At 35.9% G+C, this 14289-nt stretch carries 15 protein-coding genes; 4 read left to right on the top strand and 11 right to left on the bottom strand.

Annotated features, from left to right (window positions below):
- The first annotated feature begins 65 nt into the window (after positions 1–65).
- From AC51AA_RS00625 to hemN, 3 genes are all read left to right on the top strand, one after another.
- A complete protein-coding gene (locus AC51AA_RS00625) occupies positions 66–413 on the top strand; it encodes a hypothetical protein (RefSeq protein ID WP_500703809.1) in 348 nt (115 codons plus the stop codon).
- 114 nt (positions 414–527) lie between these two features.
- Complete coding sequence (locus tag AC51AA_RS00620; RefSeq protein WP_500703808.1) at positions 528–998, top strand: hypothetical protein; 471 nt, start codon at positions 528–530, stop codon at positions 996–998.
- A 126-nt stretch (positions 999–1124) separates the two neighbouring features.
- Positions 1125–2489: an oxygen-independent coproporphyrinogen III oxidase gene (gene hemN / locus AC51AA_RS00615; RefSeq protein ID WP_500703807.1), complete on the top strand. Its 1365-nt coding sequence runs from the start codon at positions 1125–1127 to the stop codon at positions 2487–2489.
- Here the strand turns inward: hemN and AC51AA_RS00610 are convergent.
- From AC51AA_RS00610 to AC51AA_RS00575, 8 genes are all read right to left on the bottom strand, one after another.
- Positions 2486–3187 carry a sulfite exporter TauE/SafE family protein gene (locus AC51AA_RS00610; RefSeq protein ID WP_500703806.1) on the bottom strand — a complete coding sequence of 234 codons (702 nt, stop codon included), beginning with the start codon at positions 3185–3187 and terminating at the stop codon, positions 2486–2488. The genes hemN and AC51AA_RS00610 overlap by 4 nt on opposite strands.
- A gap of 145 nt (positions 3188–3332) precedes the next feature.
- The gene (locus tag AC51AA_RS00605; RefSeq protein WP_500703805.1) at positions 3333–3785 is read right to left on the bottom strand and encodes a FixH family protein; all 453 of its coding nucleotides are present in this window, start codon (positions 3783–3785) and stop codon (positions 3333–3335) included.
- Between the two features lie 11 nt (positions 3786–3796).
- The gene (gene ccoG / locus AC51AA_RS00600; protein ID WP_500703804.1) at positions 3797–5215 is read right to left on the bottom strand and encodes a cytochrome c oxidase accessory protein CcoG; all 1419 of its coding nucleotides are present in this window, start codon (positions 5213–5215) and stop codon (positions 3797–3799) included.
- Between the two features lie 11 nt (positions 5216–5226).
- Positions 5227–6165 carry a cbb3-type cytochrome c oxidase N-terminal domain-containing protein gene (locus AC51AA_RS00595; RefSeq protein ID WP_500703803.1) on the bottom strand — a complete coding sequence of 313 codons (939 nt, stop codon included), beginning with the start codon at positions 6163–6165 and terminating at the stop codon, positions 5227–5229.
- A 1-nt stretch (position 6166) separates the two neighbouring features.
- Positions 6167–6361, bottom strand: a complete 195-nt coding sequence (locus AC51AA_RS00590) for a CcoQ/FixQ family Cbb3-type cytochrome c oxidase assembly chaperone (RefSeq protein ID WP_500703802.1) — start codon at positions 6359–6361, stop codon at positions 6167–6169.
- A 7-nt stretch (positions 6362–6368) separates the two neighbouring features.
- On the bottom strand, positions 6369–8555 hold the full coding sequence (gene ccoN, locus AC51AA_RS00585) for a cytochrome-c oxidase, cbb3-type subunit I (RefSeq protein WP_500703801.1): 2187 nt from the start codon (positions 8553–8555) through the stop codon (positions 6369–6371).
- A gap of 2 nt (positions 8556–8557) precedes the next feature.
- Positions 8558–8749 (bottom strand): cbb3-type cytochrome oxidase assembly protein CcoS, encoded by a 192-nt coding sequence (gene ccoS, locus AC51AA_RS00580; RefSeq protein ID WP_500703800.1) that lies wholly within the window; start codon positions 8747–8749, stop codon positions 8558–8560.
- A gap of 117 nt (positions 8750–8866) precedes the next feature.
- Complete coding sequence (locus AC51AA_RS00575; RefSeq protein ID WP_500703799.1) at positions 8867–11248, bottom strand: heavy metal translocating P-type ATPase; 2382 nt, start codon at positions 11246–11248, stop codon at positions 8867–8869.
- Positions 11249–11448: 200 nt separating this feature from the next.
- Here AC51AA_RS00575 and AC51AA_RS00570 point away from each other — a divergent pair, with 200 nt between their 5' ends.
- Entirely contained in the window at positions 11449–12129 is a 681-nt protein-coding gene (locus AC51AA_RS00570) for a Crp/Fnr family transcriptional regulator (protein WP_500705664.1), read from the top strand.
- Here AC51AA_RS00570 and mazG read toward each other — a convergent pair whose 3' ends face one another.
- From mazG to def, 3 genes are all read right to left on the bottom strand, one after another.
- Positions 12130–12900, bottom strand: a complete 771-nt coding sequence (gene mazG / locus AC51AA_RS00565; protein ID WP_500703798.1) for a nucleoside triphosphate pyrophosphohydrolase — start codon at positions 12898–12900, stop codon at positions 12130–12132.
- Positions 12901–12997: 97 nt separating this feature from the next.
- Entirely contained in the window at positions 12998–13480 is a 483-nt protein-coding gene (locus tag AC51AA_RS00560; RefSeq protein WP_500703797.1) for a DUF5606 family protein, read from the bottom strand.
- 70 nt (positions 13481–13550) lie between these two features.
- On the bottom strand, positions 13551–14141 hold the full coding sequence (def, locus tag AC51AA_RS00555) for a peptide deformylase (protein WP_500703796.1): 591 nt from the start codon (positions 14139–14141) through the stop codon (positions 13551–13553).
- Positions 14142–14289 lie beyond the last annotated feature (148 nt).

Raw genomic sequence — 14289 nt, 5'->3', positions numbered from 1 at the left:
ACTTTTAAAGTTAAAAAATTCTTTAAAATTTCTTTAATTGTCTTTTATGGATTAAATTCGCCACCATGAATTGGATTCGTAAGACCTTTATTTTTGTATCATTTTTGATCATCACCTTTTTTGCTTGTCAAGCGAATCAGTTGGATGTGCAAAAAATCGAAAATCCAAAAACGGATCCCACTTTTTCTGTAGAGAATACCCTTTCATCGGCTTTTATACAACCTCAAGAAATTTATCAATTAACGGCAAGTATTAAAACAAACCATCCTAGCATAGTTAAATGGTTTGATACTTTATTATTGGTAGTTCCTTCGAATCAAGAAGCCCGATCTACATCAAACTTTGCCAATCAATTCCACGCTCAGAGCAAAAAAGTATTATTGTTGCTCTACCCCTTCCATAATTTCTGGTAGTTAAATCAATGAAAATTTAGTCCGAAGAATTCTTTTCTTCAACAGTACTTGAACTATTTCCATTTTTGGAAAGAGTTTATAATTTCATTAATTTATCAAATTTTAAAAAAAACTATGGATACAAGTGTAACTATAATTGGCATTGTGATTGCGATCATAGTAGCCGTACCGGTATATTTTTCAGCAAGAACTTCTGCAGCAAACAAATCAAAAATTTTAAGTCTAAAAAAGAAATTCAATCCAACGAATCCTGAATATTTTGACCTAACAGAATCTCAAAGCAACAAAACGCTTACTATAGATCAAAAACACAGGCAATTTATTCTAATGAATTTCAATCCTAATCAACAAGAAGTATCCTTTGTAGACCTAAAGACAGTTTCGTCCTGCAAATTGATTTTGACTACTGAATCTCATTCAGATAGTATACTAAAAATTGATTTTGAATTTCAAGAAAGAGCTTCATCCAACAAAATCACCATACCTTTTTACGATTTCGATGATGATCGTATTAAACAAATAAGTGCTTATCAAGATCATTTGTTTGCGAAAAAATGGCTTAAAATCATTCAAGATTCTATTTAGTGTTAGTTATTCAATTCAATTAAGAGGCTCATTTTTGAGCCTCTTTTTTTTGTACTCAACATGACATTTATCATTTTAAATCCACGCCTTTGCTCCTATTTTTGAGCCATACTAAATGTGCTTTATATGAAAATTTCACTGACTCAAAAATACAATGTTCCAGGTCCACGATACACCAGCTACCCAACGGTGCCCTATTGGGACGATACCCTTTTTACCGAACAAAAATGGATCGAATCTTTTCAAAAATCATTCTCCCAAAGCAATTCGCAAAACGGGATAAGCCTCTACATTCATTTACCCTTTTGCGAAAGCATGTGTACTTTCTGTGGCTGTAACAAACGCATCACCAAAAACCATACAGTTGAAGAAACCTACATCCAAGCGCTTTTAAAAGAATGGCGATTGTACTGTCAACTACTAGCGGACCGACCAAGGATAAAAGAAATACATCTCGGAGGAGGCACTCCCACCTTTTTTTCCAAAAACAACCTAGAGAGTCTTATAAACGGTCTGTTTTGTTTTGCTAGTAAAGCTGAAAACTTCGAATTTAGTTTTGAGGGACATCCCAATAATACCACTTATGAGCAACTTCAAAAACTATATGATTTAGGCTTTCGTCGTGTAAGTTTTGGCGTTCAAGATTATGCTCATAAAGTGCAAAAAGCCATTCATCGCATCCAACCCTTTCATAATGTTGCCAAAGTAACTCTTTGGGCCAAACAAATTGGCTATACTTCCATAGGTCATGATATCATATTTGGATTGCCTTTCCAAACCATTGAGCATATAGTCGATACCATTGAAAAAACAAATTCCTTAAAGCCAGACCGTCTAGCCTTTTATAGTTACGCACATGTCCCTTGGATAAAAGGAAATGGGCAACGTGGATTCAACGAAGAAAACTTACCCAAAGACGTAGAAAAAAGAAAACTCTACGAAATAGGGAAACAATTACTCTCCAAGAATGGCTACCACGAAATTGGTATGGACCATTTTGCTTTAGATACCGATAGCTTATACCAAGCAGCACAAAAGAACGAGCTACACAGAAGTTTTATGGGCTACAGTGCTTCAAAAACACAACTCTTAATTGGTTTAGGAGTTTCCTCCATTAGTGATAGTTGGTATAGTTTTGCTCAAAACACCAAAAATTTAGAAGATTATTACCAATTGTTAGAATGGGATAAATTACCGATCGCTAAAGGCCATCATTTACAGGACGAAGATTTAATTATCCGCAGACATATTTTAAATTTAACTTGTGAATTTGAAACTTCTTGGTCCAATGAAGCCCTCAATTTTGAGGAACTTCCCCATGTCGTATCGGATTTAAAAGAAATGGAAAATGATCATCTAATATGCATCGAAAAAAACAGCCTTAAAATTACCCCAGCTGGAAGACCATTTGTCCGCAATATCTGCATGGCCTTTGATTTGCGTTTAAAAAGAAAGGCCCCTCAAACACCACTATTTTCAATGACTATCTAATGGCAATTAGGAGTTTCTTGCACAAACAAACTCATATTTGAGGGGGAAATGTAAGGAATTCCTAAACCTAAGCCTCTTAGAATAAACAAACAACCTATAACGACCGCTACATACGGAATCCACTTTTGAATTTTTGTTTTAAAAGGTAGTCTGATCATCGCATTCAAATACACTACCATGGTCATTAAAGGAATTGTTCCTAGCCCAAATAAAATCATATATAAAATGCCAAAACTGGCACTTTGCATCGCAATGGCACCAAATAAAGCGACATAAACCATGGCACAAGGCAAAAAACCATTTAGCAACCCAATAATAAAAAGTGAGTGGTAGCTTTTGTTCTTAAAATGACTTCCTAAGCTTGTTTTTATTTTAGAAATGAGTCGATAAACTGGTTTTGAAAAATTGCATCTAGAGAATAGTTTTTCAGGAATCAAAACTACCAAAATCATGGCTATCCCAACAAATACAGACATTTTCTGTTGCAGTCCTGCCAGAAAAAAGCCTTTCCCTAAGCATCCGAAAATTAAGCCAATCGTAGCATAAGCCATTAATCTTCCCAAATGATAGGTTAAAAGCTGTGTGGCTCTTTTGACTTGATTCGTATAATCTACAGGCAACATCATGGCTATCGGCCCACACATACCTATGCAATGAAAACTACTGATTAATCCGAATATGAAAGCAGAATATAACATTTTGTTTTTTTTTCAATAAGACGATCCCTCTGTGACTTTGATTTTCGAAAAGGAATTTATGCCAACAAAAGAGATTTTTACAAGTTCGTCACCTATTCTTATTTACCCCTTTAAAAATCACATCCCAAAATAGATCATATCGTTATTACTTGACATAAATAACCTCTTTCGATAAGTATTTCAATCCCTCATACTGCCATTCCATTTGCACATCCCAACGCCCTTTTATCAGTTTATTTTTCGCAATAAGCAACGAGGATGAATTTGCCAAAGTAAGAGGGGTAGTAAAATCAAATTTCTTATTAGATGGACGGTACAACAATACATTTCCCATAACTTTAGTACGGTCTAATGCGCTGGGAAAAACAATTTCCACTCCTTGATCCGTATAGCTAATCAAGGGTTTTTCTTTTAAATCATGAGCGTTTTGAATCCGACTCATTTCGTCTTGGAAATGCGAATCATGTTTGTAATATTCCTCCACAACCAAATCGTTGTCGTACTTACTATTGGATTGCACTTCAAAAACAAAATATAAAATAAAAGTCATAAACAAGCCAAAGGCCATGACTATCCCCGTTCCCCAATTGATTTTCATATTATTCTTTTTTAATTAAAACTTCGTGGTCCTAGAAAATTAGTGGTAGTGGTTTCAAGCAGCTCTTTGCCATTGTACACCCCTATTTTAACTTTAGTTTTATCACTCTCTAAAAGAGCTTCATCCATTTCAATAAATAAAGTTCCTTGTGACATTCCTTCTCTTTCCACTTTAAAATGTTGACTTCCGACCTTTTTAAGAACACCCTTTGGATCCACTAATTCAAAATGAATATCACTATAGTCTTTCGTTGTTTTATTAACAATCTTATAGGTGTATACATTGCTAATGGTATTGCCCTTGTGCTCAAAAAGTTGTCCTGGTAAACGCAAAATAGTAGTTTCAACTGCTGTTCTCAAAAAAAGCATTCCTATAAAAACGCTCAATAAAATCAACAAAACGGCGCTATACGCTTTCATTCTTGCTGTAAATTTAAAAGGCGCTTTTTTCTCAATCTCTTCTTCCGATGCATACCTAATCAAACCTTTCGGCAAACCCACGGTTTGCATAATGGCATCACATTGATCAATGCAGGCTGTGCAATTGGTGCATTCCAACTGGGTTCCATTTCTAATATCAATACCCATTGGACATACCTGAACACATTGATGACAATCAATACAATCCCCTTTACCACTGGTTACTCTGTCTTCTCTTTTATTAAATTTAGCGCGGCCTATTTCTTTTTCTCCTCGAACAAAATCATAAGCTACATTGATGGATTTAGCATCCAAAAGAACCCCTTGCAATCTGCCATAAGGACAAGCAATAATACATACTTGCTCCCGAAACCAAACAAAAACAAAATAAAACACACTGGTAAAAATAAGCAAGGCTATAAAATTACTAGTCTGTGCCACCGGTCCTTCCTCTATCATCAAAAAAAGAGTGTCACTACCCACCAAATACGCTAGAAAAACGTTGGCTATTCCAAAAGAAATCAAGAAAAAGAGACTCCATTTAAGCACCCTTTTTCTAATTTTATCCGCATTCCATTCCTGTTTCGACAATCGCAACTGCGCCCCACGATCACCATCAATCCAATATTCAATCCGACGAAAGACCATTTCTAAAAAAATAGTTTGTGGACAAATCCATCCACAAAAAATTCTTCCAAAGACGACCGTAAACAAAATAATGAACACAATACCCACGAGCATCGAGATGACAAAAAGATAAAAATCCTGAGGCCAAAATGGCATCCCAAAAAGTACAAAACGACGCTCAAGTACATTAAACATCATAAATGGATTGCCGTTTACTTTAATAAATGGATTAGCAATTAAGATCACTAACAAAACATAACTCACTATTTTTCTATACGCATAGAACTTACCAGACGGTTTCTTTGGAAAAATAAACTTGCGTTTCCCCCCTTGGTCGATCGTTCCAATGGTATCTCTAAATGTTTCGTCTGGTAAATTTGACATGATTTTTATTTCTATTTTTTAACTACGGTACTATCATTTGCTTGGCTTGCGCTCACTTCTTTTTGAGCGGCCTCATCTACCCAAATCTCACCTTCTGGCGCTTTGGCATCTTTTGGATTACTCCCTTGCAAGGACAAAATATAACTGGCTACTTTTTGAATTTCTTTTGGTTTTAAACCGTTGGTTTTCCAAGAAACCATTCCCTTACCATCTCGTCCTCCATAGGTGATGGTATGGAATACTTTTTTAATTCCGCCCCCTAAAATCCAATGATCATCGGTCAAGTTTGGACCAATTTGACCTCCTGCATCTGCCCTATGACAAGCAGCGCAATTGGTCATGTAAATTTCCTTACCAGCCTCCAAACTTGGCGCATCGGTCAACAAAACCACCGATTTCTCATCCATTAAATCTGGAGCCGTTTTAAGATATTCCTCCACCTCAATTTTGGCTTGAGCCATCTCTTTTTTCAATTCCATTTCTTGATCATCTCCACCGAATACCTCATATCGAGCTACATAAACTACTCCAAAAATCACACAGATATAAAAGAGATATACCCACCAAGGAGGCAAATTATTATCTAATTCTTTAATACCATCGTAATCGTGATCCATAAGCAGTTCCCCTTCTTTTTCAATAGGTTGTGTTTTAGTGAGTCTTTGTACTAGGTTTTTATACCAGGTTTTTTCTTTTAAACTCAAACTATTTTCATATTCCAATTGGGCTTTTTCCTCGGCAGTCATCAATTGATACGTAATGCGATTTATCGCTGAGATCGTAATCTCAATGGCAATCAAAATAAAAAGAAATACGAGCAAGAATAAGGACACCATTGGGAACTTGACAAAAGCAGGTCGATCACCTGAATCGATACCATATTCAATCAGACCAAAAACAGTGAAGAAAATTACGGGTACTCTTAGGTACACTGGAAATACTTTTTCCATTTTATTTATCTTTTGAAGTTACACTAAATCCTTGGTCTAAAGGAATCTCACTCAACTCTTTAATTTTTTCATTTTTATAAGAAAACACCCAAAAGCCTAGACCTATAAAAAAGAAAAAGAAGATTAACAACGACAGTATCGGATAAATCTCGATGCCGGCTATGGTTTCCATATTGTGTTTTATTTGTTCAAACATATTGGTGTTATTTAGCGGTTTCTTTTACTTTGATATCAGTTCCTAATCTTTGTATATACGCAATCAAGGCCACAATTTCTCTTTGGTGCATCGGAACAAATGGCTCCCCTTTTGCGGCGGCTTTTTGCTTACTATCCTCATAACTTTTTACAAAATCAGGATCGTTCGAAAGGCTTTTCTCAATAGCCATAGCTTGTGTTCTAAGCATTTTTTGAGCATTTGCTACTTCCTGGTCCGTATAAGGAACGCCAAGGGTAACCATTGCTTTCATTTTCTTTTGCGTTAAGGAAATATCCATTGCTGTATTGTCAAACAACCATTTATAGCCTGGCATGATCGAACCTGCGGAAGTGCTTTGTGGATTCCAGAAATGATTAAAATGCCAATTATCGTTGTACTTGCCACCTACTCTTAATAAATCAGGACCAGTTCGTTTTGATCCCCAAAGAAAAGGATGATCGTATACATATTCTCCTGCCTTGGATTGTGGTCCATAACGCTCTACTTCACTTCTAAAAGGGCGCACCGATTGTGAATGACAGCCTACACAGCCCTCACGAATGTATAAATCACGTCCTTCAAGTTCTAAAGGGGAATAGGGTTTTACGCTTGAAATGGTTGGGATGTTCGATTTGACCATAAGGGTAGGTACAATTTGAATAATCCCTCCAATTAAAATAGCAATTGTAGCTAAAATGGTCAACTGTATGGGTTTTCTTTCCAACCAACTATGGAATTTTTCTCCCCCCATTCTACTCTTACTAATGCGTTGTAAAGCTGGAGCCTGGGCTAATTCATCTTCAATAGGCGCGCCTACTCTTATGGTCATAATGATATTGTAAACCAAAATCAGCATCCCTATTAAGTACAGAGTACCTCCAATGGCTCTCATCCAATACATAGGCATAATTTGGGTAACTGTTTCTAAAAAATTCCCATAAGTCAAGGTACCATCTGGATTAAATTGTTTCCACATAGAGGCTTGTAAAAAGCCCGCCACATACATCGGCACCGTATATAAGATAATCCCTAAAGTACCAATCCAAAAATGCCAATTGGCTAATTTTTTAGAGAACAAGCTACTTTTGGTCATTCGAGGAATCAACCAATAAATGATACCAAAGGACATAAATCCATTCCAGGCTAAAGCCCCTACGTGCACGTGGGCAATAATCCAATCCGTATAATGCGCAATAGCATTAACATTTTTCAACGAAAGCATTGGACCTTCAAAAGTAGCCATACCATAACCCGTAATGGCCACAACAAAAAATTTCAATACTGGTTCTTCTCGCACTTTATCCCAAGCGCCTCTTAGGGTCAACAATCCATTGATCATACCTCCCCAAGAAGGAGCGATTAACATGATCGAAAAAGCAACACCTAAATTTTGAGCCCAATTAGGCAAAGCAGAATACAATAAATGGTGTGGCCCAGCCCAGATGTAAATAAAAATTAAAGACCAAAAGTGAATAATAGACAAACGATATGAGTACACAGGACGATTGGCAACCTTAGGTACAAAGTAATACATCAAACCTAAAAAGGGAGTCGTTAAGAAGAAGGCCACTGCATTATGTCCATACCACCACTGCACTAAAGCATCTTGTACTCCAGCATACACGGAATAGCTCTTTAAGGCCGAAACAGGTAATTCGATATTATTAAAAATATGCAAAACCGCAACGGTTACAAAAGTGGCCAAATAGAACCAGATGGCTACATATAAATGTCGTTCCCTACGACGCAACATCGTACCGATCATGTTGATCCCCATCACTACCCAGATCACTGCAATGGCAATATCGATAGGCCATTCCAGCTCCGCATATTCTTTTGACGAACTATAGCCTAACGGTAAAGTAATTGCAGCGGCGACAATGATAAGTTGCCAACCCCAAAAATGCAGTTTACTTAAAAAATCACTATACATTCTGGCTTTTAGTAAACGCTGCAGGGAATAATACATACCGGCAAAAAATGCATTTCCTACAAAGGCAAAAATAACGGCATTAGTATGCAAAGGTCGCAATCGACCGTAACTAAGCCAAGAGATCCCATCTGTCAGATTGGGAAAAAGGTACATAACCGCTAGGGTTAGCCCCACTAACATACCCACTACCCCGAAAAGGATGGTGGCGTAAATGAATTTTTTTACAATTTTGTTGTCGTAATAAAACTGTTCCATTTCCATAATTATACTTGTTTTTCTTGGGTTGGTGTCTTCTTGTTTTGGGGAGTAATTTTGGTTTCGTCATCGAAAAGCATTCTCACTGAGGGAGTATAATCATCGTCGTATTGTCCAGATCTGACCGCGATAATAAAAGCAATAAAGAATCCGATGGCCACGAAAATGCTCACCGTAATTAATAGATAAATCACACTCATACCTTATATTTATGTGACCAAAATTAATTCGTTAGTAGGGATTAAAATATGACAATTATCATCATCCCTCTTTTATCTTTTATAGACAAAATAACTTTAATAGTGCCAAAAAAAGGGCTAAGCCTGTCTGCTAAAGTACTTAGACATTAGCGTTACAAATCCCACAATGGTAATCGTACTTAAAGGCATGATGATTGCCGCCACTAAAGGAAGTAAATGACCCGTGATCGCAAAAGAAAGCCCAACTCCATTGTAGAGTAGTGACAATACAAAACTCATTTTAATAATCGTCATGGATTTCTTAGATAATTTAAGGAAATCATCCAATCGGGAAAATTGGGCAGCGTCCAAAATAGCGTCACAAGCTGGAGAAAAAACATTGACATTCTCTGAAATAGAAATCCCTACATTGCTTTGGGCTAATGCACCCGCATCGTTTAAACCATCCCCCACCATCATAACATTGTACCCCCTTTCTTGGAGTTTTTTTATAAATTCAAGTTTTTGCTCTGGCTTTTGATTAAAAATAAGTTCTGTCCCTTCTGGCAAAATGGCCTCTAAACGGGCTCTTTCCCCATCATTATCCCCTGAGAGCACTTTCAATTGATAGGTTTTACTTAGATTAAAAAACAATTTCTCCAATCCTTCTCGATATTGATTTTGAAAAGTAAACTTTCCTAAATAAACAGAATCAATTGTAATGTGTAGGGCCGTTTTTTCACTTTCTCCAGAACTTGAAGTGCTGCATCCGACAAAAGCCGCGGAACCTATCCGAATGGTCCTGTTTTCAGCAGTAGCCTCAATACCTTTGCCTGTAATTTCCGCAAAGGAAGTAATGGGAATCGTTTTAGTTTGGGGTAAAAAATCATATAACATCCTGCTAAGAGGATGATTCGATGCGCGAAGCACGTTTTTTATAAGGACATACGTATCCCTGGAAACAACTCCTCCTTCGTACACAATGTTTGATTTTTTATTGGTGGTGATCGTCCCCGTCTTATCAAAGACAATGCTGTCTACTTTTGCCAATTGTTCGATCACTAAAGCGTTTTTTAGATAAAATTTCTGTTTGCCTAAAATTCTCAAAATATTACCAAAAGTAAAGGGTGCCGTTAAGGCAAGTGCACAAGGACAGGCTACAATTAAAACTGCGGTAAAAACATTAAAAGCAATCTTGGCATCTATAAAAACCCAATAAAAATAAGAGACAAAGGCTATTAATAGCAATACAGGAGTAAAATAACGACTGATGGTATCGGTAATGGTTTTATGCTTTTGATGCACCTGCTTCTGAAAAATTTCATTACTCCACAACTTTGTCAAATAACTCTGAGAAACCGAATAGAGTACTTCCATTTCGATTACTTTTCCAATTTGTTTGCCACCAGCAAACACTTTATCACCAGAGCTTTTAGCAATTGAAACCGCTTCACCGGTGACAAAACTATAATCAATTTCAGCTTCTGCACTGATCAAAATACCATCAACAGGAATTAATTCTTGGTTTCTGATTAACAACCTATTGCCTTTTACTACCTCATAAACAGGAATACTTACTTCGGACCCATCCAAGTTAATACGGGTTACAGCAATGGGAAAATACGACTTAAAATCTCTCTCAAAACTTAAAAAACTATAGGTTTTAGTTTGAAACATTTTCCCTAATAACATAAAAAAAACCAAGCCCGTTAAACTATCGAAGAAACCAGAGCCGTAATTCATTACCATATCGAAGGTACTACGAACAAACATCACAATAATTCCTAAGGCTATGGGAATATCAATGTTTAACATTCCTGATTTTATACTTTTATAAGCCGAAACATAATAACCACTTGCTGAATACAAGAAACTAGGCAATGCCAAAACAAAAATTAAAATTCTAAAAAAAGGCTTGTAATGGTCCAACCAAAATTCTTTGATTTCGAAGTATTCTGGAAACGATAACAACATTATATTTCCAAAACAAAAAAAAGCCACACCCAATTTATAGGTTAAACTTCTATCTACTTTCTCTTTTACTGTTTCGTAATTTTCTAAACTGATATAAGGTTCATATCCTATGGAACTAAGCATATAAACAATTGTTTTAAGAGAAACTAGAGCTGAATCATAGCTAACTCGAACTGTTTTTTCAAGAAAATTAACTTGTGAAACTCGTATTCCAGGTTGGATTCGGTGCAAATTTTCCAGAATCCAAATACAAGAACTACAATGAATATGGGGTACCTTCAACGAGACAATAGCGGTATTCCCCTCTTGAAACTCCACTATTTTGGACAAAATAGAATCATTGTCTAAAAAATCATATTTACCTTGAATCACTTTTGGTGTGGTCCCTGGCGCCTGCTCAAAATCATAATAGCGGGTCAAGTCATGAAGACTGAAGATTTCATAAACAGTTTTGCAGCCCGCACAACAAAATTTTTTTTCATCAAAATTGATCTCTTCATTTTTCACAATGCCTGCTCCACAATGAAAACAATCCTGCTCACTCATAACCTTGCTTTTTTTGCTTACAAATATGCAGAGAACAGCAGATTAAAAAAATGACATTTATCATACGACCTCCAAACGAATACTAATACAGTCCAATAAAAGAACTAAATACTGAGCTCCGTTTTTTTGTAGCACTTTTAAGTTAAAAAAAAACGCCAAACATGCGAATAATAGTTAATTTTGCAACAAACCTAATTGCCATGAACAAATGTGATCAATGTATCGTACGTCAACTGACTTCATTAAAAGCGCTTAACAAAGACGAAGTCATTCAACTGGCAAAAAGCAAAACCACTTTTAAAATCAAGAAAGGGGAACCTATTTTTGAGGAAGGTGATATAACTAACGGTGTATTTTGTGTAAAAGATGGTGTTGGCAAACTCTCTAAATTGAGTGCCAACGGAAAAGATCAAATTATAAAACTGGTAAAATCGGGAGAACTCTTAGGGCAACGCTCTATGATTAGCAACGAACCCGCCAACTTATCTGCAACAGCCGTAGCCAATATGGAGGTCTGCTTTATTCCGAAAAGTGAAATTATTCATTTCTTCAACAACAACAATCAGTTCTCCATGAACCTCATGCAATCGGTTTGTGAGGATTTAAAAGAATCTGAAAACGATAAAATTGCCTTGGTTCAAAAAACGGTCAAACAGCGATTAGCTGAGACCCTCTTGTATTTACAGGATGTTTTTGGCGAGCAGCCAGATAAAACCTTAAAAGTTCAACTTAGTAGAGAAGAATTAGCTGGCATGATAGGAACGGCTACAGAAAGCTGTATCCGCTTATTATCCGATTTTAACAAACTCGAAATCATTGAATTAGTCGGTAAAAAAATAATCATCAAGAATGCTAAAGCCTTAAAAAAGATCGCTGACTAATTAATGTTTTTTAGCTTCATTCCAAAACACATCCATTTCAGCTAAAGTCATATCCATTAAGGGTTTTCCCATTTCAGTTGCTTTGCTCTCTAAGTATTGAAAACGCTTAATAAATTTTTTATTGGTACGTTCCAAAGCGTCCTCTGGATTGACATTTAAAAAGCGTGCATAATTAATCATCGAAAATAGCACATCGCCAAACTCTGCCTCTATTTTGTCTTGATCACCTGCTTTTACTTCTACCTGCAATTCTTCTAATTCTTCTTGAACCTTATCCCAGACCTGATGTGGTTCTTCCCAATCAAAACCAACCCCTTTTACTTTGTCTTGAATTCGGCTGGCTTTCACCAAAGCTGGTAAACTTCTAGGAACCCCTTCTAAAACGGATTTTTTTCCTTCTTTTAATTTCAGTTTTTCCCAATTTTGCTTAACCTCTTCCTCATCTTTTACCACCGTATCGCTGTAAATATGAGGATGACGATGAATGAGTTTATCACAAATTTCATTACAGACATCCGCCATATCAAAGTCGTTGGACTCGCTGCCGATTTTAGCGTAAAAAACGATATGTAGCAATAAATCACCTAGTTCTTTCTTAACTTCATTTAGATTATTATCCAAGATCGCATCCCCTAACTCATAGGTCTCTTCAATAGTAAGATGCCTAAGGGTCTGCAAAGTTTGCTTTTTATCCCAAGGACATTGCTCACGCAATTCATCCATAATAATTAATAATCTTTCGAAAGCCTTAAGTTGAAGTTCTTTGCTCATTTTATGAAGTTTTTTTGATGGTGACCGATGGTGTAAAAGTAAAAAATCCTGTCAAGAAACATCTCAACAGGATCAATATATTTAAGTATAGTAATGACTATTCTTCTTCTTTTACTGCTTTTGCTTTTTTAGCTGGAGCTTTTTTTGCTTTTTCTTCAACTGGAGCTGCTTCTGTAGTTTCAACAGGAACAGGAGCTAAATCTGTAACCAGACCTTTACCCTCAAGCATATTGTACCAGTTTAATACTTTTTTAATATCTGAAGGATATACTCTCTCTTCATCATAATCAGGTAAAATTTCTTTAAAATAAGCAATCAAAGTAGCATTATCCTCTTTGTGAGAAATAGCTTTACCTTTATTTTCTTTAGTCGCAATTCGTTGCATTACCTCTGTTAATGGTTTTTCACCATCATAAGTGTAAATTGAAATCTCTGATAATAAACTTACGTTACTTTTTAAGTTTACGGTAATTTTTTTTCCGTCTAATAATGATTCTGCCACAAAACCTGTACGAGTTTGCACTTTCAATACATATAAACCTGGTTTCCCAGAAATGGCTAAAATTTTCTCTAAATTCATGTTTATTAAAATTAGTATTAAGAATTTGACTTATAATCTTTTATTGTGTTCTACATTATTCTAGAACCAATTACCTCCCTTTTTTAGCGGCAGCAAATTTCATTCTGTAATCTTGAAAAGTCTTGCCTTCGGTAATGTTTTTTAATTTCTTTTGAATCAAACGTTTTTTCAATGAAGAGATTTTATCGGTAAATAAAACACCTTCTATATGATCGTATTCGTGTTGAATTACTCTGGCAATCAAACCATCAAAAACTTCGGTTTTCATCACAAAATCTTCTTCACAGTATTCGATAGTAATGGTAGGTTTTCTGTAAACATCCTCACGAACATCAGGAATACTCAAACAACCTTCATTAAAACTCCACTCTTCCCCCTCTTCTTTAACAATCTTAGCATTGATAAAAGTCTTTTTAAAGCCTTTTAAATCTTTTTGCTCCTCTGATGGTAAATCTTCATCATCGCTAAAAGGAGTAGTATCAATCACAAACAAACGAATCGCAATACCAACCTGCGGTGCAGCAAGTCCTACTCCGTATGCATTGTACATGGTTTCATACATGTTTGCAATTATTTCTTTTAAGTTTGGATATTCTGGCGTAATTGCCTCACTCACTTTTCTTAAGACTGGATCACCATATCCAACAATTGGTAAAATCATTTGTATTAATTTATGTATTATCTACTAAAAACGCTAAATTTAGTTCCTATAATTCAGCTGGCAAAAATAGTAAAAAATAGTCAATGAATAATTCGAAACCGCATATTATATCGTATTTTTAACTTGCCTAGTTAAATCTCAGCGATAA

The organism is Flavobacterium sp. OHVDL-2026-0007, from assembly GCF_059882335.1.
The sequence above is the reverse complement of the archived record's forward strand: the minus strand, read 5'-3'. Positions and strand labels throughout refer to the sequence as shown.